The organism is Streptococcus mitis, from assembly GCF_047462815.1.
In the GTDB taxonomy this organism is placed as follows: domain Bacteria; phylum Bacillota; class Bacilli; order Lactobacillales; family Streptococcaceae; genus Streptococcus; species Streptococcus mitis_DO.
In genome coordinates, this window is the sequence record NZ_JASHFB010000001.1 from 176,002 (window position 1) to 197,502 (window position 21,501).

The window sequence follows — 21,501 nt, forward strand, 5'->3', positions numbered from 1 at the left end:
AGGTCACTACACTACCTCTTTTTATTCTTTTTCAAAGGTAAATCCTTCTCCAAGGATTTCATGGGCTTCTGTAATAGTTATAAAGGCTTGAGGATCGATTCGATGAATCATTTCCTTCATTTTCACAATCTCATTTCTACCGACAATACAGTAAATAATTTTCAAATCTTTTTGACTATAGTAGCCTTGACCAGAAATAAAAGTAACGCCTCTTCCTAGGTCATCATTAATCGCTTTAGCAAGTTGGTCAGGACGTTTTGTGATAATCATAAAGCCTTTACCAGCATAGCCACCTTCTCCAATCAAATCAATGACACGAGAAACGATAAAATCAAATAAGAGCGTGTAGGAAACCAATCGCAAGTCCTTGAAGATTAGGAGAATGAGCATGAGAATACAAAAATCTAAGATAAAGAGCAGTTTTCCCATTGATATATGAGTGTATTTATTGAGAATACGAGCTAGAATATCAGTACCACCAGTTGTACCTCCAGCATTAAAGATAATTCCAAGACCAATTCCCAATAGAATTCCCGCTATAAGGGCAGTGATTAGTAAATCACCTTGAAGATCAATATGAAGGGGAATACGCTCAAAAAAAGCCAACCAGGCGGATAAGGCTAAGGTTCCTAGCAAACTAGAATAGAGGGATTTTGCTCCAAATATTTTCCATGCTAGAATGAAAAGGGGAATGTTAATCAGCAAGTTCATGAGCGAAACAGGGATTTTAAAAAGATAAAAGGTGATAAGGGTAATACCTGTCGCCCCTCCTTCAAAGAGATGATGAGGAACTACAAAATAAGTCAGGCCAAAAGCATAAATAGCAGCACCTAGTAAAATGGTAAAAATGGGGTAAATTTTTTTAATCATAGGATACCTCTTTTCTTATAAGTTGATTATATCAAATTTTTACGGAAAATTTGATTGACTCCATTAGGATTTTTAATCTTTTTTTGATATAATTAGAAGTAAGAAAACCAATCTGAATCCTAAAATAGAAAGATTGATACTATGACAAAAATTAAGATTGTAACCGATTCATCTGTTACTATTGAACCAGCACTAGTAAAACAATTAGATATTACAATTGTTCCATTATCTGTAATGATTGATAATGTTGTTTATTCTGATGCGGATTTGAAAGAAGAAGGTAAATTTCTTCAGTTGATGCAAGAAAGTAAGAATCTTCCTAAAACAAGTCAACCACCTGTAGGTGTCTTCGCTGAAGTTTTTGAGAACCTATGCAAGGATGGTAGCCAGATTCTTGCTATTCATATGTCCCATGCTCTTTCGGGGACTGTAGAAGCAGCACGCCAAGGTGCCAGCCTATCTACTGCCGACGTGACAGTTATCGATAGTTCCTTTACTGACCAAGCCTTGAAATTCCAAGTTGTTGAGGCTGCGAAATTAGCACAAGAAGGCAAAGATATGGCGGAAATTTTATCTCACGTTGAAGAGGTAAAAAAACATACGGAGCTCTATATTGGTGTTTCTACTCTAGAAAATCTAGTAAAAGGTGGACGAATTGGCCGTGTAACTGGATTGTTGAGCTCCCTTCTCAATATCCGTGTTGTCATGCAAATGAAAGACCATGAATTGCAGCCAATTGTTAAAGGTCGCGGAGCTAAAACCTTTAAAAAATGGTTAGACGAGTTGACAACATCTCTCTCTGAACGTTCTGTAGCAGAGATTGGAATTTCATATTCTGGTAATGCTGACTGGGCAAAAGAGATGAAAGAAAGTTTACAAGCCTATGTTGAAAAACCAATTTCTGTTTTAGAAACCGGTTCTATTATTCAGACTCATACAGGTGAGAATGCGTGGGCTATTTTGGTACGTTACCATTCCTAAAAAAATAAAGAAAATGCGAATAAACAGCGTTTTTAACTTGACCTATAAGGGATTTTAGGATATGATTATATTTGTTAATTAGAAATTAATTTGGAGGAATCATTAACATGGCAAACAAACAAGATTTGATCGCTAAAGTAGCAGAAGCTACAGAATTGACTAAGAAAGACTCAGCAGCAGCAGTTGAAGCTGTATTTTCAGCAGTAGCTGACTACCTTGCAGCTGGTGAAAAAGTTCAATTGATCGGTTTTGGTAACTTTGAAGTTCGTGAGCGTGCTGCACGTAAAGGTCGCAACCCACAAACTGGTAAAGAAATCACAATTGCAGCTTCTAAAGTTCCAGCATTCAAAGCTGGTAAAGCTCTTAAAGACGCTGTTAAATAATCAGCCTTTAAAAAGCCTATCATATCAAGTATTTGAGCTTGTATGACAGGCTTTTCTTTTGGTTTTGGGGCAAAACACTATTTTTTTCATTTGTTTTAGGATGATGTCAACCAGTATTTTCGTTATTTTCTAAGAGTGATGAGTGTTTATTGTTGATTAGTAGGATTATCAACTATTTTAAATAAGCCTATATCTCTAGCTTATTTGTTTTACAATCAAAGCTTGAAAGTGGATAATCACATTCTCCGATACTTTATTGATTTTCAGTTGAAGTCATGTCAAATATTTAAGTAGATAGAAAGCTTATATACTATCTATTGAAAATATTATAAATCAGATACAAAGACAGGTGAAATCTTCTGTGTTATACTAGAGATATGTTAGATTTGAAAGAATACGGTATCGTCATGTGGCCGGAGGAGAAGATTAGGTCTTTCCGTGAGAACCTTCTCGCTTGGTATGATGAAAATAAAAGAGATTTACCCTGGCGTAGAAGTAACAATCCTTATCATATCTGGGTATCTGAAATTATGCTCCAGCAGACCAGAGTGGATACGGTTATCCCCTACTACGAACGATTCTTGGACTGGTTTCCGACAGTGGAAAGTTTGGCGAATGCTCCTGAAGAGCGTTTGTTGAAGGCTTGGGAAGGTTTGGGATATTATTCTCGAGTACGCAATATGCAGTCTGCAGCCCAGCAGATTATGACTGACTTTGGTGGCCGATTTCCAAACACCTATGAAGGAATTTCTAGTTTGAAAGGGATTGGACCTTACACAGCAGGAGCCATTTCCAGTATTGCTTTTAACTTGCCTGAGCCAGCTGTAGATGGCAATGTCATGCGAGTTTTGGCTCGTCTGTTTGAAGTCAATCAGGATATTGGCATTCCAAGTAATCGCAAAATTTTTCAGGTAATGATGGAAATCTTGATTGATCCAGAACGTCCGGGTGATTTTAATCAAGCCTTGATGGACTTAGGGTCTGATATTGAGGCTCCTGTAAATCCTAGGCCAGAAGAGAGCCCAGTCAAGGACTTTAGTGCGGCATATCAGAATGGAAGCATGGACCGTTATCCAATCAAGGCTCCCAAGAAAAAGCCAGTTCCCATTTATCTTAAAGCCTTGGTGGTCAAAAATACTCAGGGGCAATTTTTACTTGAAAAAAATGAAAGCGAAAAGTTGTTAGCAGGATTTTGGCATTTTCCCTTGATAGAAGTAGATGAGTTTCCGCAAGACGAGCAGTTTGACCTATTTCATCAGGTTGCAGAAGAAATTGTCAATTTTGGCCCCAGTCCAGAGGAGAGTTTCCAGCAGGACTATGACCTAGAAGTTGATTGGCTTGATGGTTGTTTTGAGACTGTTAATCATGTCTTTAGTCATCGTAAATGGCATGTTCAAATTGTAGCAGGTCAGGTGAGTGATTTCCATGATTTTTCAGATAGGGAAGTTCGCTGGCTTTCACCAGAAGAGTTTAAGGACTACCCACTTGCCAAACCCCAACAAAAAATCTGGCAGGCTTATGCACAGGCCAACTTAGACAGGAGCAAAGACTAGCTATTGTGTCTTCTTGCTATTTTTTTGGTATAATAGTAGAGAAAAAGGTGAACATATGAAAAAAATATTAATTGTAGATGATGAAAAACCAATCTCGGATATTATCAAGTTTAATATGACCAAGGAAGGTTACGAAGTTGTAACTGCTTTTAACGGTCGTGAGGCGCTAGAGCAATTTGAAGCAGAGCAGCCAGATATTATTATTCTGGATTTGATGCTTCCAGAAATTGATGGTTTAGAAGTTGCGAAGACTATTCGCAAGACAAGTAGTGTGCCTATTATCATGCTTTCAGCTAAGGATAGCGAATTTGATAAGGTTATCGGTTTAGAGCTTGGTGCAGATGACTATGTAACCAAACCCTTCTCAAATCGTGAATTGCAGGCGCGTGTCAAAGCCCTTCTTCGTCGTACGGACTTGGCTTCTGTAGATAACCAAGAGTCTGATGAAAAGAAAACTCAGCCCTTGCAAATTGGGGACTTGGAGATTGTGCCAGATGCTTATGTAGCTAAGAAATACGGTGAAGAACTAGACTTAACTCACCGTGAATTTGAGCTTTTGTATCACTTGGCTTCTCATATCGGTCAAGTAATTACGCGTGAACACTTGCTTGAAACGGTCTGGGGGTATGATTATTTCGGAGATGTTCGAACAGTTGACGTAACCATCAGACGTTTGCGTGAGAAGATAGAAGATACACCAAGTCGTCCTGAATATATCCTAACACGTCGCGGTGTTGGTTATTATATGAGAAATAATGATTAAACTAATTAAAGATACAGTTTTAACCAGTGATTTTATCTTTATCCTCATTCTACTTGGCTTTATTTTAGTAGTGACCTTACTTTTGCTAGAAAATCGTCGGGATAATATTCGGTTGAAGCAAATCAATCAAAAAGTTAAGGACCTGATTGCAGGAGATTATTCTCAGGTATTGGATATGCAGGGAAGCTCTGAAATCACTAATATTACCAATAATCTCAATGATTTATCAGAAGTAATCCGTTTGACCCAAGAAAATCTGGAACAAGAGAGTAAACGATTGCACAGTATCCTCTCATACATGACAGACGGAGTCCTTGCGACCAATCGTCGTGGCAAGATTACTATGATTAATGACATGGCTAAGAAACAGCTAGGTGTTCAGAAAGAAGAGGTTCTCAATAAAAGTATTCTAGAATTGCTTAAGATTGAAGATGAGTATGAACTTCGTGATTTGATTACCCAAGTTCCTGAGCTTATGATTGATTCTCAGGATGCCAATGGTGAGTATTTGAGCCTTCGTGTACGTTTTGCCTTGGTCCGTCGTGAGTCTGGCTTTATCTCAGGTTTGGTTGCTGTTTTGCATGATACGACGGAGCAGGAGAAGGAAGAACGGGAACGGAGACTCTTTGTTTCTAATGTTAGTCATGAGTTACGAACTCCTTTGACTAGCGTAAAATCCTATCTTGAAGCTTTGGATGAGGGGGCCTTGTCAGAACCTGTCGCGCCAGACTTTATTAAGGTGTCTCTAGATGAAACCAACCGTATGATGAGGATGGTGACGGATCTCCTCCATCTTTCACGTATTGATAATGCAACCAGTCACCTAGATGTGGAATTGATCAATTTCACTGCCTTTATTACCTTTATCCTCAACCGTTTTGATCAGATAAGAGGGCAGGACGAAGAGAAGAAATACGAACTGGTGAGAGATTACCCCATTACCTCAGTTTGGATAGAGATTGATACAGATAAGATGACACAGGTGATTGATAATATTCTTAACAATGCAATCAAGTATTCTCCAGATGGTGGGAAAATCACAGTGACCATGAAGACAACTGATGATCAGATGATTTTATCCATTTCAGACCAAGGATTGGGGATACCAAAGCAAGATTTACCACGTATCTTTGACCGTTTTTATCGTGTGGATCGTGCTAGAAGTCGTGCCCAAGGTGGTACTGGTTTAGGACTAGCTATTGCTAAAGAGATTATCAAACAACATGATGGCTTTATTTGGGCCAAGAGTGAATACGGTAAGGGTTCAACCTTTACCATTGTACTCCCTTATGATAAGGATGCAGTAAAAGAAGAAGTATGGGAGGATGAAGTAGAAGACTAGAATGAGTGAAACAGGCTTTAAATACAGTATTTTAGCGTCGGGTTCCAGTGGAAATTCCTTTTATCTGGAAACTCCAAAAAAGAAGCTTTTAGTGGATGCAGGCTTGTCTGGTAAAAAGATTACTAGCCTACTTGCTGAAATTAATCGCAAGCCAGAAGACTTGGATGCCATCTTGATTACTCATGAGCATTCTGACCATATCCATGGAGTAGGAGTTTTGGCTCGCAAGTATGGTATGGATCTTTACGCCAATGAAAAGACTTGGCAGGCTATGGAAAATAGCAAGTATCTTGGGAAGGTGGATTCTTCGCAAAAGCATATCTTTGAAATGGGCAAAACCAAAACCTTTGGAGATATCGACATTGAGAGTTTTGGTGTTAGCCATGATGCGGTCGCACCGCAGTTCTATCGCTTTATGAAGGATGATAAGAGTTTTGTCCTTTTGACAGATACAGGTTATGTTAGTGACCGTATGGCAGGAATTGTCGAGAATGCAGATGGCTATCTTATCGAGTCAAACCATGATGTAGAGATTTTGCGAGCAGGTTCCTATGCTTGGCGACTCAAACAACGAATCCTATCTGATCTGGGTCACCTTTCTAACGAGGACGGTGCTGAAGCTATGATTCGTACCTTGGGAAACCGCACTAAGAAAATCTACCTTGGGCATTTATCTAAGGAGAACAATATTAAGGAACTGGCTCATATGACCATGGTCAATCAGCTGGCGCAAGCTGATCTGGGAGTCGGAGTAGACTTTAAGGTTTATGATACCTCACCAGATACCGCAACACCATTGACAGAGATATAAAAAAGGCTGGGAAAAAGTCTTTAAAATTAAAGGCTCTTTGTCAACTATAGTGGGTTGAAGAAAAGATAAGATCGAGAAAGGACGAAATTCGTCCTTTCTTTTTTGATGTTGAGAACGATAAAAATCCGTTTTTTGAAGTTTTCAAAGTTCCGAAAATCAAAGGTATTGCATTGGATAAGATTATAATTCTCTCCTAATTTTACGTTGTAATAAGATAATTGAAGGGCGGTGATGCTGGTTCTAAAGAAAGCCTGAAAGAGAGGATGAGCTAGCTCTATATTCTTATCAATAAGTACGCAAAATTTTACTTTAGAAGTAAAAATGTAAGAGATTATCGTGTTGCTTTGATTCTTCTTGGTAACTCAAGAGTGTCCCTATGATCTCTTTAGTAGTTAATCGCATACAAAAAGTAGGCGATACAATAGTTTACTGCTATGCTGTTAGTAGGGGTTGATGATCATGTACTCATGAAATCTTTGATTAAATTGCTTCATGGTTTGGCATGATTTACAACTTGCCTTAAGTATTGAAGTAGAACAGTCTGGTGGACTGTTTTAGCCGGAATTTAGGAATATAATAACAAATGGTAAAAAAGATTAAGAATGATTTTAGCGTTTAGGACTTAGTATGAGAAAAAAAGTTTTCAATATCAAGCAGTTGTGATAAAATGTAATTGTTCCATAGGATTCTTTCTAATGATTGTTTGATCGCTTTTCATTATAGATTTTATGGGACTTTTTCTACATCAAAATAGGCTCCATAATATCTATAAGGGATTTACCCACTATAAATATTATAGAGCCTTTTTTATTAGAATGGCAATTTTCCAGCGAAAGCACCTAATTTTTTCTTAGTCGTTTCATCGATTTGTTCAAGAGCAGAGTTGATAGCCTGAACAGTCATATCTGAAAGAGTTTCAAGATCTTCTGGATCAACGACAGCTGGATTGAAGTCAATACTGACAACTTTTTTGTCACCAGTTAGGGTCGCTTGGACAAGGTCTTGAGCAGATTTGCCAACAAATTGCATAGCAGCAAGTTCTGCTTGGCTTTGTTCCATTTGTTTTTGAAGTTTCTGTGCTTGACGCATCATATTTTGCATGTTCATCATGGTGATTTACTGTTTCCTTTTACAATTATTTTCTTTCCTATTTTATCAATTTTGAGGTTAAAAGTCTAATATTAGTTTAAATTTAAAACATTAAATTGTCTGAAAATTTATTGAAAAATGAGTGAAAACATATAATGAAACGTAAAATTAATTCAGGTTTCCTGAACCAATAGGAGTAAACAATGAAAAAACTAGGTTTTGTCCTTTTATCTTCAGCCTTGCTAATGACAGCTTGTGCTAATAACCAATCTAAGGCGAGCAACACAAGTGATTCCGCCTTGTCTGAAGATAAGCAAAAAATGCTTGATAAGGCCACTGCTGACTATAAGACTTTTGTGCAAGAGCAAATTGATAAACTGTTGACAGATACGGAAGGATTTGTCAAACTGTTGAAAGAAGGACAGTTAGAAGAAGCCAAGAAAGTTTATCCACTGATTCGTATGTATTATGAGCGTTCAGAACCGATTGCCGAGAGTTTTGGTGAGTCAGATGTCAAGATTGACTTCCGTTTGGCAGACTACATGGACGAAAACAATACAGAGGAAGGTTGGTCAGGTTTCCACCGTATCGAACGTATCCTTTGGGAAGACAATACAACTAAAGGAACTGAAAGCTACGGCGATCAGTTAGTAAATGATATCAAGGAATTGAAAGCCAAGATTGCAACTGTGGATGTGGACTATAAGGTTATGTTGACTGGAGCAGTTGACTTGCTTAATGAAGTGGCAACAAGCAAGATTACAGGTGAAGAGGAAATTTACTCACATACAGACTTGTATGACTTCCGTGCCAATATTGAAGGTGCTGAGAAGATTTTCCAACTCTTTAAACCTTTACTTGAAAAATCAGACGCTAACCTAGTAAAAGAATTGGAAGCAGATTTCAAGTCAGTTAATAGTTTGCTGGACAAACACATGACAGACAAGGAACACTACAAACTCTATACTGATTTGACAAAAGAAGATACCAAAGAATTGTCAGAAGCTGTGACAAAACTTGGTGAACCTCTATCACAAATGGGTAAATTTCTTAGTGGAGAATAAGAGTCATGACTGAAAAAGACGAAAAGTTTTTTGAGAAGAAAATGGACCGTCGAGAATTTCTAAAAAAAGCAGGGATTGGAGGGGCTGGTTTAGCGCTAGGACTCTCTGGTGCTTCTGCTTTTTTCGCACCTAAGCTAGGAACTCAGGAAAAAATCTCGTACGGAAATGAAAAAATTGCTTTTTATGGCAAGCATCAAGCTGGGATTAGTACGCCCATGCAAAAAAATATCTATTTTGTTGTCTTAGACTTGCATACGACGGATAAGGATAAGATTATCCAGTTGTTCAAGGATTGGATGGATTATAGTGCCAAATTGGTAGAGGGAGAATTGGTCAAAAAAGACGGCCAGAATACTCTCTTGCCTCCTAGCGATACTGGGGAAACAGTCGGGCTTAATCCGCATCGTTTTACCCTGACTTTTGGTGTGTCTGCAAGTTTCTTGAAAAAGATGAACTTGGAAAACAAGCGTCCTCAATTGTTCAGGGATTTACCGCCATTCCCTAAAGAGCAATTGCGTGAAAAATATACTGGCGGTGATATTGTCATCCAGGCCTGTGCAGATGATGAGCAGGTTGCCTTTCATGCGATTCGCAACCTCATCCGTAAGGGGAGAAATGCCGTGACTCTTCGTTGGAGTCAGTCTGGTTTTGCAGCCATCGGAGATCGAATGGAGACCCCGCGGAACCTCTTTGGTTTTAAGGATGGAACAGCAAATCCAACCAAGGAGCAAGACTTTGACCGCGTTATCTGGGTTGATAGTAAGGACTGGATGGAAAATGGTTCTTATATGGCAGTCCGTCGGATTCAGATGTTTTTAGAGACCTGGGACCTCACCAGTCTTGAAGAACAGGAAAATACTTTTGGTCGTTACAAGGAAAGTGGTGCCCCCTTTGGTAAGAAAAATGAGTTTGATGAGGTAGATTTGAGTCTTTTGCCTGATGATTCGCATGTTCGTTTGGCTAAGGAAGTGGATAAGCCACTTTTGCGTCGTTCTTATTCATACTCAGATGGGATTGATGAAAAGACTGGTCAGTTTGATACGGGTCTGCTCTTCATTTCTTTCCAGAAGGATCCAGATAACTTTGTTAAGGTTCAAACCAATCTAGGTGCTACAGATAAGATGAATGAATACATCACTCACATCGGTAGTGGACTCTTTGCTTGCTTTGGTGGTGTGGAGAAAGGAGGCTACATTGGTCAGAAATTATTGGAAGGCTAGAAGTTGGTTCTTGGTTTTAGCTCTGTCATTTTTAATCCTTTCTCCAGTAGGGGCACAAGAGAGTCTGAGTTCTTACTTTGTGAAAATCACAGATGCATCCAAAGCGGTCAAAAATGGCAATCAGTCTGAAGCCCAGAAACTAGTTCAAGAGATGGCATCAGATTTCGAAAGAGTAGAAGACAGCAATTCTGAAGCTGGTAAAGTCGTTAAGGAAAAGTTAGCTCAATCAGGTGCGATTACCGAAGACAAACTCACAGAACTTTCTTCAGCCCTATTGGCCTTTGAAAAAGAACAAAATCCTGTTGACTTAGATGCGGAAAAGGAAAAATTGGTCAACCGTCTAAGTCCTCGTTTTGAAGCCTTGGAACAGGCCATTGCTTTCAAAGATTTGGAAAAGGTTCGTGAAGCTTTTAAGAAAATGAATTCCACTTGGACCATCAATGAAAGTGTGGTTCGTGACAATAGTACGGCCCATTATGGACGTGTTGAGACAGCTATCTCCTTCTTGCGAAGTAGTATGGAAACCGAGCCTACAGATTTTAACTCAATCCAGACTTCCTTTGAGGATCTAAAAAAGGCTATTGATGATTTTGTAAGCGGAAAAGAAGTCGCAGCAACATCTTCTGATTTAAGTCTTAAAGACGGTATTGACCTTTTGAAGAAGGCTTTGGAACAATTCCAAGCTGGTGACCACGCATCAGGAGCAGCTAGTATGAAGGAATTTATTACTATCTGGCCAACGATTGAGGGTTCTGTTAGCACGACCAATCCTTCCCTCTATACTCGAGTGGAAAGTGAAAGCCCTGTGATTATGGTCAAGGGAAGTGAGAAGGATTACCAAGAAAAATTAGAAAAACTGATTGCAGATTTATCACAAATTGATACTAGCGCACGTTACAATGCTTTTGATGCTATGCTGATTCTCCTGAGAGAAGGGGTAGAGGCTCTCTTAATTGTTATGGCCTTGAAAGCAGCCAAGATGCATAAAGGGCTCAAGTGGGTTTATGGTGGTGCTATCACAGGAATTATGGCCAGTCTTGTCATTGCTGTCATCCTGCAAATAGCCTTTCCAGCAGTAACATCAGGCTCCAATCGTGAAATCATCGAAGGAGCAGTTGGGATTTTTGCAGTTGCTATGATGATTTTGATTGGAATCTGGCTCCACAGCAAATCCTCAGTCAAAAAATGGAATGCTTTTATGGAGTCGCAAATGGAAACAGTGACCAAAACAGGTTCCTTCATTTCCATGTTTGCCCTTAGTTTCCTAGCTGTTTTCCGTGAGGGAGCAGAAACCATTCTCTTTTATGTCGGAATTTTACCAAGAATTTCCAGCTTTGAATTTGTCTTGGGCATTTCACTTGCCTTGCTGGTTCTGGTAATTATTGCCCTTGTGATGAACAAGACCAGTCAGTTCTTCTTACCTCATAAGGTCTTCTTTATCCTAACTTGGATGATTTATGCTTTGGCTTTCAAGATGCTGGGAGTTAGTATCCATGCTCTTCAGTTGACCAATATGACACCAAATCACTTGCTGACAGGATTTCCAACTATAGACCTGATTGAAATTTACCCAAGTTGGGAAGGATTGGCCAGCCAGTTACTCTTTGTCGTTATTGTCTTGATTGTCACTTTCAGACAGGGTGAAAAATAGATGGATAGAAAAGAATTGACAATCGTTGAACATCTGGTAGAATTTAGAAAGAGATTATTGGCAGTGGTCATTTGTTTCTTTTTGGTATTCTGTGTCTCTCTGCTTTTTGCAGATCAAATTTACCAGTATGTGACCCAATCTTTTCAGCAAAAGTTGATTGTTTTAGGACCTAATGATATTTTATGGATATACATACGTTTGGCTAGTCTGATGGCCTTTACCATCACCTTGCCTTACACGGTGTATCATATCTGGTCTTTCATCAAACCCGGTTTAAAGAAGGAAGAGGCTAGAGCAGTTTTTGCCTATATTCCAGCTAGTTTCCTTTGTTTTCTAGTTGGACTGGCTTTTGGTTTTTACTTTGTAACACCAGCCTTACTTCAGGTTTTATTAGGGTTGGGAGAAGGTCTATTTGAAACGCAGTTAATTTCAAGAAACAAAAAAAAGAACAGCTGAAACTGCTCTTTTTATCATTATTTGAGACCGTATTTTTTGTTGAAACGATCCACGCGTCCATCTGCTTGAGTGAACTTTTGACGTCCAGTGTAGAATGGGTGTGAGTCTGATGAAATTTCCACACGGATCAATGGGTAAGTTTCGCCTTCGAACTCAACTGTTTCGTTAGAGCGTTTTGTTGAACCGCTAAGGAATTGGTAACCAGTAGTTGTGTCCATGAAGACAACTGGGCGATATTCTGGATGGATATCTTTTTTCATTTTGCAATATTTCCTTTCTGCCATGGTCTCTTTGCGAGCCATAGATTGTTACCATACTAGTCTATCAGATTCTGAAAAGTTTGGCAAGTATTTTATCAGTTTTTAAGCAAGTTTTTTAACTTTTGGTAGATGATTTCGTTTTCCTCTAGGCTATAGGAATTAGCACCACTTGCTAGAGGGTGGCCTCCACCATCATGTTCCTTGGCGATTTCATTGATAGGATGTATTTTACTGCGTAAGCGAACACGGTAGTGGCCATCAGCCTGTTCTACAAAAATTCCCCAGAGACTGACGCTGTCAATCCGACCAGGAGCTCCAACAATGGCCGCAGTTTCAGCATCGGTAACATTGAATTGTTTTAAGATTTCCTGACTCAGGATAACGCGCGCTGCACCATTTTCATCCACTTCCAGATGGTCGTAGATGTAGCCTTGAAGTTTAGCAATTTTGTAGCTCATAGTGTCCATTTTTCGAGTGAGAGCCGCAAAGTCAAAGTTCTGTTCTCTTAGATAGGCAGCCAGACGAAGAGTCCGTGCAGTGGTAGAAGGGTAGAGGAAGCGACCTGTATCACCAACAATTCCTGCAAAGAGTAATTCAGCAGCGCGATCTGACAAGGCCAGTTGAGTTGTTTGGGCAAATAGGGTAATCATCTCACTAGCGCTACTTGAACTAGTATCCACCCAAGATAGGTCACCATATACATCATCATTTGGATGGTGGTCAATTTTAATGAGAAAATCACCTTGACGATAGCGCTTATCATCGATACGAGCAGTATTCGCCGTATCACAGACGATAACAAGTGCCCCTTGGTAGGCACTATCTTCAACAAGATCCATCTCAGCCATCCAAGTAAGAGTTGGTTCATCAAAACCAACAGCTTTGATGGTTTTTTCTGGGAAATGATGTTTGAGAAGAGCTTTCAATCCCACCTGACTTCCCAAGGCATCAGGGTCTGGTTTCATATGACGATGAATGATAATCGTGTCGTATTCTTTGATTTTTTCTAAAATTTGATGGCAAATTTCCATAAATAACCTCAATTCTTTCTCATTTCATTGTAGCACAAGAATTTTTATTTTTAAAATGAAAAAGATGTGATATAATGGAGAAAGATAAATTGAGGAGGACGATATGGCATTAGCAAAAATTGTATTTGCCAGTATGACCGGTAATACCGAAGAAATTGCAGATATTGTAGCAGACAAATTACGTGACTTGGGCTTGGATGTCGATGTTGATGAATGTACAACTGTTGACGCTTCAGACTTCTTAGAAGCAGACATCGCTATCGTTGCGACCTATACTTATGGTGATGGTGAATTGCCAGATGAGATGATGGACTTCTACGAAGACCTAGCAGATCTCAACTTGAATGGTAAAATCTACGGAGTAGTCGGCTCAGGAGATACCTTCTACGATGAATTCTGTAAAGCTGTTGATGACTTTGACCGTGTTTTTGTTTCGACAGGAGCAGAAAAAGGCTCAGAATGCGTCAAAGTTGACCTATCCGCCGAGGAAGAAGATATTGAACGCTTAGAACAATTCGCAGAAGAATTGGCTGCTAAAGTAGGATAAGCACAAAAGTGCGCTGATGTAATCAATCAGTGCATTTTTCTTATCGTGAGTTGGGATTTTACTAGCCTATTTGGTGGCTTTTTGATACAATAATTCAAATAAAGGAGGAGACTGTATGGATTTAGATATTATTCGCCAAGAAATTGATCAAATCGACGACCAAATTGTTAAACTTCTAGAAGAACGAATGCATTTGGTTGAGGGGGTAGTTGCTTATAAGAAAGCATCAGGTAAACCGATTTTAGATACCAAGAGAGAATCAATTATCTTTGAAAAGGTTAGAAGTCGTGTAGGAGATAAGCGCTATCAGGAGACTATTGTAGCGACTTTTTCGGACATACTCAAACGTTCGCGTGATTATCAGGATCAAAACATCAAATGAAAAAAGAACAATTTTATCCGCTAGGAATTTTTCTAGCTGCCATGGTGGGTGGACTTGTCCGCTATCTAGTTTCCACTTGGTTACCAGCTAGTCCAGATTTTCCTTGGGGCACCCTTCTTGTTAACTATCTGGGTATTTTCTGCTTGGTTTATCTTGTCAAGGGCTATCTGGTTTATAAGGGGACAAGTAAGGGCTTGGTTTTAGCACTAGGTACAGGTTTTTGCGGAGGTCTAACAACCTTTTCTAGTCTCATGCTTGATGCTGTGAAACTGCTTGATACAGGGCGCTATTTTAGTTTAGTCCTGTATTTGCTTTTGAGCATCGGTGGAGGACTGCTTTTAGCTTACTATTTAGGGAGGAAGAAATGGTAATCGTCTATCTTGCAATTGCTTGTGGCTTCGGAGCTCTAGTACGTTATTTCTTTTCCCGCTATAATCAAGCTTCTAAATTGCCACTCGGAACGCTAATAGCCAATCTTTTAGGTTGTTTTTTGATTGGATTATTCTACAATCATGTGGAATCTAAGGAAGTCTATGCTATTTTAGCAACAGGATTTTGTGGCGGTTTAACGACTTTCTCTACATTGAATGACGAACTCCAAAGGTTGCTGAGTGATAGGAAAGTCTTTTATTCTTACCTAGCTTTGACCTACCTAGGTGGTTTGGTTGCGATTTTTTTAGGAATTCTGCTATAAATTTCTTTACTTTTTTGTGGAAATTTGGTAAACTGTATCTTGTGTGTAATGGACGCACAAGAATACAGTTTATCCGCTGAGGAAGATTCCTCAAGATTGACAAAGATAGGAGAATAAAATGAATCCATTAATCCAAAGCTTGACTGAAGGTCAACTTCGTACAGATATCCCATCATTCCGTCCTGGTGACACTGTTCGTGTACACGCGAAAGTTGTCGAAGGTAACCGTGAACGTATCCAGATTTTTGAAGGTGTTGTTATCGCACGTAAAGGTGCTGGCATCTCAGAAAACTACACAGTTCGTAAAATCTCTAACGGTGTAGGTGTTGAGCGTATCTTCCCAATCCACACTCCACGTGTTGAAAAAATCGAAGTTGTTCGTTACGGTAAAGTGCGTCGTGCGAAATTGTACTACTTGCGTGCTCTTCAAGGTAAAGCAGCTCGTATCAAAGAAATCCGTCGTTAATTCGACTAAAAAACTCTGCTTCTTCAGCAGAGTTTTTATCTAGCTCCCTTAGTTCAATGGATATAACAACTCCCTCCTAAGGAGTAGTTGCTGGTTCGATTCCAGCAGGGGGCATTTTTAGAAATGTAAAGAAGCATAAAGAACATTCAAAGTGTTTGTTTATGGGCAATCATCACAATTTAGTTTTTTAAAATAGGTTAGTATTTTTGGAATCTTTGACCAAAGTGTGACCAAAATTTGACCAAAAGTCAATGAATATAGAATAAAGTAGATCAGGAAGCTGGTCTATTTTATTTTGTAGTTATTGAGAAAAAAGTGGTTTGTTTTAATTTGACAATTATACACATAATGCGTATAATAGTAAGTGTAAGGAGGTAACAATAATATATGCCACTTACAGGTAAAGAAATGGTGAAACTAGCTCTTGAGAATGGATGGGTTGAAGTTCGTCAAAGAGGAAGTCATCATCATTTTAAGAAAGAGGGTTTTTCTTATCTTGTCACGATTCCAGTTCATGGAAATGAAGATTTGGGAAAGGGATTGGAGAGAAAGATTCTCAAAGATTTAGGATTGTAATTTTTACTTTCCTAAGTCTTTTTACATCAGAGGTAGTAGAATGTTGGAGGTAGTAGAATGTTAAAAACGTATCCAGCTATTTTTCATAAAGAAGGAACAGGATATTGGGTAGAATTTCCAGAATTTGGTGGTGGTACAGAAGGAAAAAATATCGAAGAAGCGATGAAAAATGCTCGAGAAATGCTTGAAAATGTTTTAGCTTCTTATATCGATGAAGGGATGGCGTTGCCTACTCCAAGTGATATTTTAAAGATTGAAGTTTCAGATGGTTTTGTATCAATGATTCAAGTTGATCCTGCGCCTTTTGTGAGAAGTAACAAGGCGATTAGAAAGAACGTGACCGTTCCTGAATGGCTAGTTCGTCTTGCTGATCGAGAAAAGATTAACTATTCAGAAGTTTTGGCACAAGCATTAGAGCAGAAGTTGCAAGTTTAAATTTAAAGACTGTATTTATTAGGGAATAAGTTTGATATGTATTGGTAAAAGTGATACAATAGATATACAAGAAGAAAAGGAGAAATGCTATGTCACAAATTGCTGTAAGAGTAGATGATGAATTGAAAAAAGAAGCGACTGCAATTTTTAATGAGTTGGGGTTGGATATGTCAACTGCTGTGAAGTTATTTTTGAAGCAAAGTGTGTTGACAAGAAGCATTCCTTTTGATGTTAAACTTGATTCTGAGTAAGCTGAAATAAAAGTATGGCTATATATGATATAAAGGGGTTTAGTTATGGTTTATACAATAGATCAGATAAAGGAAAAAATTGTTCCTGTTGCTAAACAATATGATTTATCTAAAATTTATCTATTTGGCTCTTATGCTAGGGGTGAAGCTGATGGAAAAAGTGATGTTGATATTGCTTTGGAGTTAGAGGATGATTCGATATATTTTGATGTATATGGTAGGCTTTTAACTATTTTTGATGGTAATATAGATATTCTATTGGTTAGTGATTTACTTTCTCCTAAAACGAATATTGGGAAGTTAGTTAAGAAAAATTTTTTGAATGATAGAGAGGTTATTTATGAGAAGTCAATCTCTTGAAACTGATATAGCGTATTTGAAGGATATGGTTTTATATCTTGATAAGGCTGTTGCTGTTTTGGATAAAGCAAGAAGATATAATTTACCTTTAGATGATGATATGGTAGTTGATTCTATCGCTATGAATTTAGGACAAGTAGGAGAACAGTTATCATTAGGAAAATTATCAGAGGAAGTAAAACAGAAGTATTCTGATAGGATAAATTGGGTTCAGATAAAAGGTTTTAGAAATTTTATTTATCATAACTATTCAAATTTGAATTTTAAAATTGTAGAGGGAATATTGAAGAAATCTGTTCCTGAAACGAAAGAATCTCTATATTCAATTATAAGAGAGTTGGAAAAGGAATTATAAGATTCTTGAAAATTATTGTTGGTCAGCTAAGGATATTGATAATAAAAGTTAAAGATGATAATATAGAAATAGTTAGGAAAGAGAGATTATTATGTTTTATTTGATTTTGTTTTTGTTATTTCTTTTAGTCATATATGCAATAGTGTATTTCTTTGTTGCTTATATTTGGATAACTTTGCCACTGTTGGTATTTATCATTTTTATATCTTGTCGATATTATGTTGAAAGTAAAACTAGAGAATATAATTATAGTGATTTAGAATTGGGTAGAGTAACTTTTGAAAAATCTGCTAGTACGACAGAAAAGGCAAAGTTTAGAGCGTTGTTTAAAGATTTTACAGAGGTCTATTATACTGAAATTTTACAAAAAGGAAAAAATTTTGGAATAAGCGAGGATATTGAATTGAATGATTATGAGGTATATGAAGTTCTTTTTGGAGTGACAAAAGGGGAGCTAAATTTAGCGTTGAATGATGAGCTTGTACTATCACGTGAGATAAGATTTATTAAATAAGATATAAAAAATAACACTATCTTAGATAATGTTATTTTTTTTGTTTTCATTATAAAAATTTGTAGCTATTTCTTTAACGTAGTTTTCATAGCTTGCTGGAATATCAGCGTTTTTAAGGTAGTCTTGATAGTTGAAGTGTTCATCTATTGGATATTCACTATTCACTAAACTCATAAAGTCAAGGATTCGTCCTTTTTCACTGTTGTTTTCAATGTGACTTTTAAAAGTATCAATTTGAGAAAGTGAATTGTTGCAATCATCATTGATTAAATGGTGTTTTTCATGCAGAAGTACATTTATTTTTTCAATATCGCTTGTGTCGGAACGAAGAAAAATAAAGTGTTGGTTATTTACAAGAATATATCTTCCTTTAGAGTTTAAGTTTTTAAGAGTGATCACTTTACAATTTAATTGTTCTATCTCTTTTATAACTTTATTTAGGTTCATACTTATTTTTTGTTTGCAAAATAGTCTTTTAGGAAGTCTTTGATGATCTCTCTATCGTTATCTGTGATTGGTGTACCATCATAAGCGACTGAGTTATCAATGGCTGTGTCGATATCTGCTTCTAAAGTTGAATTTGGAATATCCGTTTGACCTAGTAGATAATCAGTAGAAACATTGAAAAAATCGGCTAGTTTTTGTATGGTTTCTCTGGAAGGTTTGCGTGAACCTTTTTCCCAATTTTGATAAGAGGGTTGACTAGTTCCTATGTGTTCGGCGATTTCTTTTTGAGTGTAGCCCGTGTTTTTTCTTAGTTCTTTTAGTCGTTCAGAAAACATAAGAAATCCTTTCTAAGTAAAAAAATAAAAATTTTTTAAAAAAAGTATTGACAATATATCGGAAACGATATATAATAGATATATCGAAAGTGATATAAATTTTCAATTTCGATTAAAATATGTCTTTTATAGTTTTCTTAATTAAATCAACGGTTTCATCTGATAGTAGTTGGTTCTTGTAAGAGATTTTATCAGCGTTGAGGATCGATTCGATACGAACAGTCCCATCAGATAGAAGTTCTTCGATAGAAACCCCAAAGAAATCAGAAAACATTTCAAGAGTTGTGAGTGTAGGTTTTCGCCGACCGCTTTCCCATTGTTGGTAAGATGGTTGAGAAATATTTAATTTTTCAGCAATTTCCTTTTGGGTCAGATTGGCTTTCAATCTTAATTCTTTTAATTTTTTAGAAAACATAAAAAGTTTAAAAAACCTATTGACGATATAGTCAAAAAGTTATATAATAGAAATATAATCAAATGACAATAAAAAGTCAATACCTTTCATAAAATAAATGAGGAGTAGAGAATGGAATTTTTAGAAATCTTGGCTTTAGCTAGAGATTTAGAATTGGAAAAAAGTCATAAAGATGAATGGATTCTTCGAAATTTTTTAAAAAGCAAACCATTAAAATATCTTTCTGAAACGAACGAACCATTTTTGAAAGAATTCGATGAAATTCGTCAAGCGTATGCATCAGGATTGGAACGTTTAAGCGATCATATTTCTTCTTCTATTGGAGTAGACGTGAACTCTAAATTAGGAGATTTAACAGGAGAACAAGCTTTTAATTTTATTCGTAGATTGGAATATGAGTATAGTCGACCAGTATTTGACTTTAAAATTTGTTATCCAGAACTCATGGAGGAAGCGAAAGACAATAAATACGAACTTGAAGATTATGAATTGAGTGTAGCACTTCCAGAGAAATACAAGGCACGTCTTCGTGAAATTCTCAGTCTGTATGAACAGGAGCTTCTAAATTTAGCTAATGAATTTGCGGAAGATTTTAAAAATCATTCAGTGAAAATTGAGACTTCAGAAGTAAGCCAATAAGTTCATCATAGAAACTGATTTTTACGTTAGCAAATGCGGCACTTCCTATAGTATCGATTAACCTTTCAAGGTAGCTATTTTCTAAAATTGAATATTTCTCAATAAATTTCTCATTAGAAGAAGAGAAAGATTTAAAGAATTTGGTTTCTTTAAATTCATCGAACATGTTTTCGATTGTTCCATGGGCAAGAAAAGGATTGGATTGTTGAGCGTAATTTTCGGCTTTCCTCAAGTTTGGTTCGATTAAAAAATTGAGTTTGTCGATAATTTCATTTTCGGTATAATGCATAATATAGATTCCTTTATTTAATTTAATGGTTCTTTAGTACAATCAACTCATACTTGGTTGTACTGCTAGAGCTATTAAAGATAGCTAGAGTGAGACTTATGTGTATCTAAAACTTTTAAGAAAAATAATCAATAGTTTGCAAATATGAGTTTTGTTTCAAGTAAATGATTGAGTGATTTCTTTTGAAAAGTGATAACAGATATAAGGTATTTTCTCTAACTAACGATAGTAGTTATTGGTCTTTGAAAATTAAATAAAAAAACGTGTCAGGCAATGATAGACACTGACCAAACACGAATATTAAATGTAGCAATTTAATTATAAGTGAAAAATAGTAAAATGTCAAGTTGTCTGATGGTAGATATGTTTCATCATGAAATGTATCTACAAAACTTTATAGATTCTAAACTCTTTGCTGACTTTTTAGTAAGACTACGGAAAGCATAGATAACGTATAATGATGAATATTGTACAAAAAGTTGTCAAATATGGATTTGAGTCAAAAGATTTAATGTAAAGATGAATAATCAACTTCACAATATTGTAAATGATGGATATTGTTTTAGTAATGATTTCAGTCATAATGTTCTCTTTTCTAATATTTTTTGAAAACAAAAATCCAGCAAAGTGTGTTTCCATCTTACTAAGCTGTTTACGATATTTTGTTTTATTGTTTTATAACCGGTATTATTATTATACCATAAGTAAATGGGGTTAGCAAGGAGTTTAGAGTTTGTAAAGTTCACGTTGGGTGTTTCGTCCTTTCACCTTAGTAGATAAGAAAAGGGAACTGACGGCTGTGGAGCAGTCAATGATACTTTGAAGAGGTAACTAGAGTGAGATAGTGAGGCTTTATCGTATGGTCGGTGTGTAAGAGTAAAATCTTGCTAACGCCTTTGGGTAAGGAAGAGAGGGTATTGAGTTATCCTTAAATCTGTGACCATGGCGAAGGTAGTAGGCTGAGAAGCTGAAAGTATGCGAAGATAAGAGCATACAAAAAAATAGTAACAAGAAAAGGCTTTGAAATATAAGCCTTTTTAATTTTACTCAAAAAAACAAAATTAACAATCATTTGATTTTTATAATTCAGGTTTTGTCCTGATAAAGATTGAAAGTATTGTTAGTTTTCACAAGGGAATATAAGTAGTATTCTTTTATGCAAACTAACAATATGAGTAGAGAATAGAAAAGAGGAGGTAAATTCCCAAACTAAGTTCCACCGCTAGTACAAGTGGAAGTTAGTCTGATAAAAATCCTAAAAACCAGTGGAAATCTGTGTCAGGGTAAATTCCACTGGTTTTACTAATGCTTGATTTCATCGC

General features: G+C 36.9%; 29 protein-coding genes, 1 tRNA gene and 2 pseudogenes. 23 read left to right on the top strand and 9 right to left on the bottom strand.

Annotation, left to right across the window (positions count from 1 at the left end; all coding sequences use genetic code 11):
* Nucleotides 1–21: 21 nt before the first annotated feature.
* On the bottom strand, nt 22–870 hold the full coding sequence (locus QM865_RS00870; RefSeq protein WP_023942678.1) for a YitT family protein: 849 nt from the start codon (nt 868–870) through the stop codon (nt 22–24).
* Nucleotides 871–1,011: 141 nt separating this feature from the next.
* Between QM865_RS00870 and QM865_RS00875 the strand changes: the two genes are divergently transcribed.
* The 6 genes from QM865_RS00875 (at nt 1,012) to QM865_RS00900 (ending at nt 6,703) form a co-directional block, all read left to right on the top strand.
* Nucleotides 1,012–1,851 (top strand): DegV family protein, encoded by an 840-nt coding sequence (locus tag QM865_RS00875; RefSeq protein ID WP_414305802.1) that lies wholly within the window; start codon nt 1,012–1,014, stop codon nt 1,849–1,851.
* A gap of 107 nt (nt 1,852–1,958) precedes the next feature.
* Nucleotides 1,959–2,234: an HU family DNA-binding protein gene (locus QM865_RS00880; RefSeq protein ID WP_001284642.1), complete on the top strand. Its 276-nt coding sequence runs from the start codon at nt 1,959–1,961 to the stop codon at nt 2,232–2,234.
* 377 nt (nt 2,235–2,611) lie between these two features.
* A complete protein-coding gene (gene mutY / locus QM865_RS00885; RefSeq protein WP_414305803.1) occupies nt 2,612–3,787 on the top strand; it encodes an A/G-specific adenine glycosylase in 1,176 nt (391 codons plus the stop codon).
* A gap of 55 nt (nt 3,788–3,842) precedes the next feature.
* The gene (yycF, locus tag QM865_RS00890; RefSeq protein WP_033681745.1) at nt 3,843–4,550 is read left to right on the top strand and encodes a response regulator YycF; all 708 of its coding nucleotides are present in this window, start codon (nt 3,843–3,845) and stop codon (nt 4,548–4,550) included.
* Nucleotides 4,543–5,892: a cell wall metabolism sensor histidine kinase VicK gene (vicK, locus tag QM865_RS00895; protein ID WP_414305804.1), complete on the top strand. Its 1,350-nt coding sequence runs from the start codon at nt 4,543–4,545 to the stop codon at nt 5,890–5,892. The genes yycF and vicK overlap by 8 nt, the downstream gene beginning before the upstream one ends.
* 1 nt (nt 5,893) lies before the next feature.
* Nucleotides 5,894–6,703: an MBL fold metallo-hydrolase gene (locus QM865_RS00900; protein ID WP_000004962.1), complete on the top strand. Its 810-nt coding sequence runs from the start codon at nt 5,894–5,896 to the stop codon at nt 6,701–6,703.
* A gap of 44 nt (nt 6,704–6,747) precedes the next feature.
* Here QM865_RS00900 and QM865_RS00905 read toward each other — a convergent pair.
* Both QM865_RS00905 and QM865_RS00910 read right to left on the bottom strand, forming a co-directional pair.
* A pseudogene (locus tag QM865_RS00905) lies at nt 6,748–7,117 on the bottom strand (ISL3 family transposase); the annotation flags it as partial.
* A 396-nt stretch (nt 7,118–7,513) separates the two neighbouring features.
* Entirely contained in the window at nt 7,514–7,813 is a 300-nt protein-coding gene (locus QM865_RS00910; protein ID WP_000981526.1) for a YbaB/EbfC family nucleoid-associated protein, read from the bottom strand.
* A gap of 182 nt (nt 7,814–7,995) precedes the next feature.
* Here QM865_RS00910 and efeO point away from each other — a divergent pair, with 182 nt between their 5' ends.
* From efeO to tatC, 4 genes and pseudogenes are all read left to right on the top strand, one after another.
* Nucleotides 7,996–8,856: an iron uptake system protein EfeO gene (efeO, locus tag QM865_RS00915; RefSeq protein WP_414305805.1), complete on the top strand. Its 861-nt coding sequence runs from the start codon at nt 7,996–7,998 to the stop codon at nt 8,854–8,856.
* 5 nt (nt 8,857–8,861) lie between these two features.
* The gene (gene efeB / locus QM865_RS00920; protein ID WP_414305806.1) at nt 8,862–10,076 is read left to right on the top strand and encodes an iron uptake transporter deferrochelatase/peroxidase subunit; all 1,215 of its coding nucleotides are present in this window, start codon (nt 8,862–8,864) and stop codon (nt 10,074–10,076) included.
* Entirely contained in the window at nt 10,051–11,727 is a 1,677-nt protein-coding gene (locus tag QM865_RS00925; protein WP_414305807.1) for an FTR1 family protein, read from the top strand. Before efeB ends, QM865_RS00925 begins: the two co-directional genes overlap by 26 nt.
* Nucleotides 11,728–12,165: pseudogene (gene tatC / locus QM865_RS00930) on the top strand (twin-arginine translocase subunit TatC); the annotation flags it as partial.
* Nucleotides 12,166–12,200: 35 nt separating this feature from the next.
* Here tatC and QM865_RS00935 read toward each other — a convergent pair.
* Together QM865_RS00935 and QM865_RS00940 are read right to left on the bottom strand one after the other, a co-directional pair.
* On the bottom strand, nt 12,201–12,443 hold the full coding sequence (locus tag QM865_RS00935; protein WP_000710764.1) for a type B 50S ribosomal protein L31: 243 nt from the start codon (nt 12,441–12,443) through the stop codon (nt 12,201–12,203).
* A gap of 95 nt (nt 12,444–12,538) precedes the next feature.
* The gene (locus QM865_RS00940; protein ID WP_023942660.1) at nt 12,539–13,474 is read right to left on the bottom strand and encodes a DHH family phosphoesterase; all 936 of its coding nucleotides are present in this window, start codon (nt 13,472–13,474) and stop codon (nt 12,539–12,541) included.
* A gap of 103 nt (nt 13,475–13,577) precedes the next feature.
* On the opposite strand from QM865_RS00940, the gene QM865_RS00945 reads away from it, so the two are divergent.
* From QM865_RS00945 to QM865_RS01000, 12 genes are all read left to right on the top strand, one after another.
* A complete protein-coding gene (locus QM865_RS00945) occupies nt 13,578–14,021 on the top strand; it encodes a flavodoxin (protein ID WP_001162128.1) in 444 nt (147 codons plus the stop codon).
* 115 nt (nt 14,022–14,136) lie between these two features.
* Nucleotides 14,137–14,403, top strand: a complete 267-nt coding sequence (locus tag QM865_RS00950; RefSeq protein ID WP_101782013.1) for a chorismate mutase — start codon at nt 14,137–14,139, stop codon at nt 14,401–14,403.
* Complete coding sequence (gene crcB, locus QM865_RS00955) at nt 14,400–14,774, top strand: fluoride efflux transporter CrcB (RefSeq protein ID WP_414305808.1); 375 nt, start codon at nt 14,400–14,402, stop codon at nt 14,772–14,774. The genes QM865_RS00950 and crcB (QM865_RS00955) overlap by 4 nt, the downstream gene beginning before the upstream one ends.
* Nucleotides 14,768–15,097, top strand: a complete 330-nt coding sequence (crcB, locus tag QM865_RS00960; RefSeq protein ID WP_261202054.1) for a fluoride efflux transporter CrcB — start codon at nt 14,768–14,770, stop codon at nt 15,095–15,097. Before crcB (QM865_RS00955) ends, crcB (QM865_RS00960) begins: the two co-directional genes overlap by 7 nt.
* Before the next feature lie 118 nt (nt 15,098–15,215).
* Nucleotides 15,216–15,563, top strand: a complete 348-nt coding sequence (rplS, locus tag QM865_RS00965) for a 50S ribosomal protein L19 (RefSeq protein WP_001068669.1) — start codon at nt 15,216–15,218, stop codon at nt 15,561–15,563.
* A gap of 42 nt (nt 15,564–15,605) precedes the next feature.
* A tRNA-Arg gene (locus QM865_RS00970) sits at nt 15,606–15,677 on the top strand.
* Between the two features lie 273 nt (nt 15,678–15,950).
* The gene (locus tag QM865_RS00975) at nt 15,951–16,139 is read left to right on the top strand and encodes a type II toxin-antitoxin system HicA family toxin (protein WP_001131503.1); all 189 of its coding nucleotides are present in this window, start codon (nt 15,951–15,953) and stop codon (nt 16,137–16,139) included.
* Between the two features lie 57 nt (nt 16,140–16,196).
* Nucleotides 16,197–16,574, top strand: coding sequence for a type II toxin-antitoxin system HicB family antitoxin (locus QM865_RS00980; protein WP_000921491.1), 378 nt, complete (start codon nt 16,197–16,199; stop codon nt 16,572–16,574).
* 89 nt (nt 16,575–16,663) lie between these two features.
* Nucleotides 16,664–16,825: a type II toxin-antitoxin system RelB/DinJ family antitoxin gene (locus QM865_RS00985; protein WP_000077978.1), complete on the top strand. Its 162-nt coding sequence runs from the start codon at nt 16,664–16,666 to the stop codon at nt 16,823–16,825.
* 45 nt (nt 16,826–16,870) lie between these two features.
* Nucleotides 16,871–17,185, top strand: a complete 315-nt coding sequence (locus tag QM865_RS00990; RefSeq protein WP_000263130.1) for a nucleotidyltransferase family protein — start codon at nt 16,871–16,873, stop codon at nt 17,183–17,185.
* Nucleotides 17,166–17,540: a DUF86 domain-containing protein gene (locus QM865_RS00995; protein WP_269793378.1), complete on the top strand. Its 375-nt coding sequence runs from the start codon at nt 17,166–17,168 to the stop codon at nt 17,538–17,540. The genes QM865_RS00990 and QM865_RS00995 overlap by 20 nt, the downstream gene beginning before the upstream one ends.
* A 91-nt stretch (nt 17,541–17,631) precedes the next feature.
* On the top strand, nt 17,632–18,054 hold the full coding sequence (locus tag QM865_RS01000) for a hypothetical protein (protein ID WP_050207428.1): 423 nt from the start codon (nt 17,632–17,634) through the stop codon (nt 18,052–18,054).
* Between the two features lie 21 nt (nt 18,055–18,075).
* Here QM865_RS01000 and QM865_RS01005 read toward each other — a convergent pair whose 3' ends face one another.
* From QM865_RS01005 to QM865_RS01015, 3 genes are all read right to left on the bottom strand, one after another.
* Nucleotides 18,076–18,501, bottom strand: coding sequence for an ImmA/IrrE family metallo-endopeptidase (locus QM865_RS01005; protein WP_125410936.1), 426 nt, complete (start codon nt 18,499–18,501; stop codon nt 18,076–18,078).
* A gap of 2 nt (nt 18,502–18,503) precedes the next feature.
* Entirely contained in the window at nt 18,504–18,836 is a 333-nt protein-coding gene (locus QM865_RS01010; RefSeq protein WP_172930730.1) for a helix-turn-helix domain-containing protein, read from the bottom strand.
* Between the two features lie 112 nt (nt 18,837–18,948).
* A complete protein-coding gene (locus QM865_RS01015; RefSeq protein WP_414305809.1) occupies nt 18,949–19,251 on the bottom strand; it encodes a helix-turn-helix domain-containing protein in 303 nt (100 codons plus the stop codon).
* Between the two features lie 111 nt (nt 19,252–19,362).
* Between QM865_RS01015 and QM865_RS01020 the strand changes: the two genes are divergently transcribed.
* Nucleotides 19,363–19,890 (top strand): hypothetical protein, encoded by a 528-nt coding sequence (locus tag QM865_RS01020; RefSeq protein WP_414305810.1) that lies wholly within the window; start codon nt 19,363–19,365, stop codon nt 19,888–19,890.
* Here the strand turns inward: QM865_RS01020 and QM865_RS01025 are convergent.
* Nucleotides 19,844–20,179 carry a hypothetical protein gene (locus QM865_RS01025; protein WP_414305811.1) on the bottom strand — a complete coding sequence of 112 codons (336 nt, stop codon included), beginning with the start codon at nt 20,177–20,179 and terminating at the stop codon, nt 19,844–19,846. The genes QM865_RS01020 and QM865_RS01025 overlap by 47 nt on opposite strands.
* Nucleotides 20,180–21,501: the final 1,322 nt, after the last annotated feature.

Bases quoted from the DNA above. Each gene is read 5' to 3' on its own strand.
- crcB (WP_261202054.1), top strand. From the start codon at position 14,768: ATGGTAATCGTCTATCTTGCAATTGCTTGTGGCTTCGGAGCTCTAGTA.
- crcB (WP_414305808.1), top strand. From the start codon at position 14,400: ATGAAAAAAGAACAATTTTATCCGCTAGGAATTTTTCTAGCTGCCATG.
- QM865_RS00990 (WP_000263130.1), top strand. From the start codon at position 16,871: ATGGTTTATACAATAGATCAGATAAAGGAAAAAATTGTTCCTGTTGCT.
- QM865_RS01020 (WP_414305810.1), top strand. From the start codon at position 19,363: ATGGAATTTTTAGAAATCTTGGCTTTAGCTAGAGATTTAGAATTGGAA.
- QM865_RS00875 (WP_414305802.1), top strand. From the start codon at position 1,012: ATGACAAAAATTAAGATTGTAACCGATTCATCTGTTACTATTGAACCA.
- QM865_RS00975 (WP_001131503.1), top strand. From the start codon at position 15,951: ATGCCACTTACAGGTAAAGAAATGGTGAAACTAGCTCTTGAGAATGGA.
- rplS (WP_001068669.1), top strand. From the start codon at position 15,216: ATGAATCCATTAATCCAAAGCTTGACTGAAGGTCAACTTCGTACAGAT.
- QM865_RS01005 (WP_125410936.1), bottom strand. From the start codon at position 18,501: ATGAACCTAAATAAAGTTATAAAAGAGATAGAACAATTAAATTGTAAA.
- QM865_RS01000 (WP_050207428.1), top strand. From the start codon at position 17,632: ATGTTTTATTTGATTTTGTTTTTGTTATTTCTTTTAGTCATATATGCA.
- QM865_RS00995 (WP_269793378.1), top strand. From the start codon at position 17,166: ATGAGAAGTCAATCTCTTGAAACTGATATAGCGTATTTGAAGGATATG.
- yycF (WP_033681745.1), top strand. From the start codon at position 3,843: ATGAAAAAAATATTAATTGTAGATGATGAAAAACCAATCTCGGATATT.
- QM865_RS00980 (WP_000921491.1), top strand. From the start codon at position 16,197: ATGTTAAAAACGTATCCAGCTATTTTTCATAAAGAAGGAACAGGATAT.
- QM865_RS00945 (WP_001162128.1), top strand. From the start codon at position 13,578: ATGGCATTAGCAAAAATTGTATTTGCCAGTATGACCGGTAATACCGAA.
- QM865_RS00910 (WP_000981526.1), bottom strand. From the start codon at position 7,813: ATGATGAACATGCAAAATATGATGCGTCAAGCACAGAAACTTCAAAAA.
- QM865_RS00985 (WP_000077978.1), top strand. From the start codon at position 16,664: ATGTCACAAATTGCTGTAAGAGTAGATGATGAATTGAAAAAAGAAGCG.
- QM865_RS01025 (WP_414305811.1), bottom strand. From the start codon at position 20,179: ATGCATTATACCGAAAATGAAATTATCGACAAACTCAATTTTTTAATC.
- efeO (WP_414305805.1), top strand. From the start codon at position 7,996: ATGAAAAAACTAGGTTTTGTCCTTTTATCTTCAGCCTTGCTAATGACA.
- QM865_RS00880 (WP_001284642.1), top strand. From the start codon at position 1,959: ATGGCAAACAAACAAGATTTGATCGCTAAAGTAGCAGAAGCTACAGAA.
- QM865_RS00950 (WP_101782013.1), top strand. From the start codon at position 14,137: ATGGATTTAGATATTATTCGCCAAGAAATTGATCAAATCGACGACCAA.
- QM865_RS00935 (WP_000710764.1), bottom strand. From the start codon at position 12,443: ATGAAAAAAGATATCCATCCAGAATATCGCCCAGTTGTCTTCATGGAC.
- QM865_RS00940 (WP_023942660.1), bottom strand. From the start codon at position 13,474: ATGGAAATTTGCCATCAAATTTTAGAAAAAATCAAAGAATACGACACG.
- QM865_RS01010 (WP_172930730.1), bottom strand. From the start codon at position 18,836: ATGTTTTCTGAACGACTAAAAGAACTAAGAAAAAACACGGGCTACACT.
- vicK (WP_414305804.1), top strand. From the start codon at position 4,543: ATGATTAAACTAATTAAAGATACAGTTTTAACCAGTGATTTTATCTTT.
- QM865_RS01015 (WP_414305809.1), bottom strand. From the start codon at position 19,251: ATGTTTTCTAAAAAATTAAAAGAATTAAGATTGAAAGCCAATCTGACC.
- QM865_RS00870 (WP_023942678.1), bottom strand. From the start codon at position 870: ATGATTAAAAAAATTTACCCCATTTTTACCATTTTACTAGGTGCTGCT.
- mutY (WP_414305803.1), top strand. From the start codon at position 2,612: ATGTTAGATTTGAAAGAATACGGTATCGTCATGTGGCCGGAGGAGAAG.
- QM865_RS00900 (WP_000004962.1), top strand. From the start codon at position 5,894: ATGAGTGAAACAGGCTTTAAATACAGTATTTTAGCGTCGGGTTCCAGT.
- efeB (WP_414305806.1), top strand. From the start codon at position 8,862: ATGACTGAAAAAGACGAAAAGTTTTTTGAGAAGAAAATGGACCGTCGA.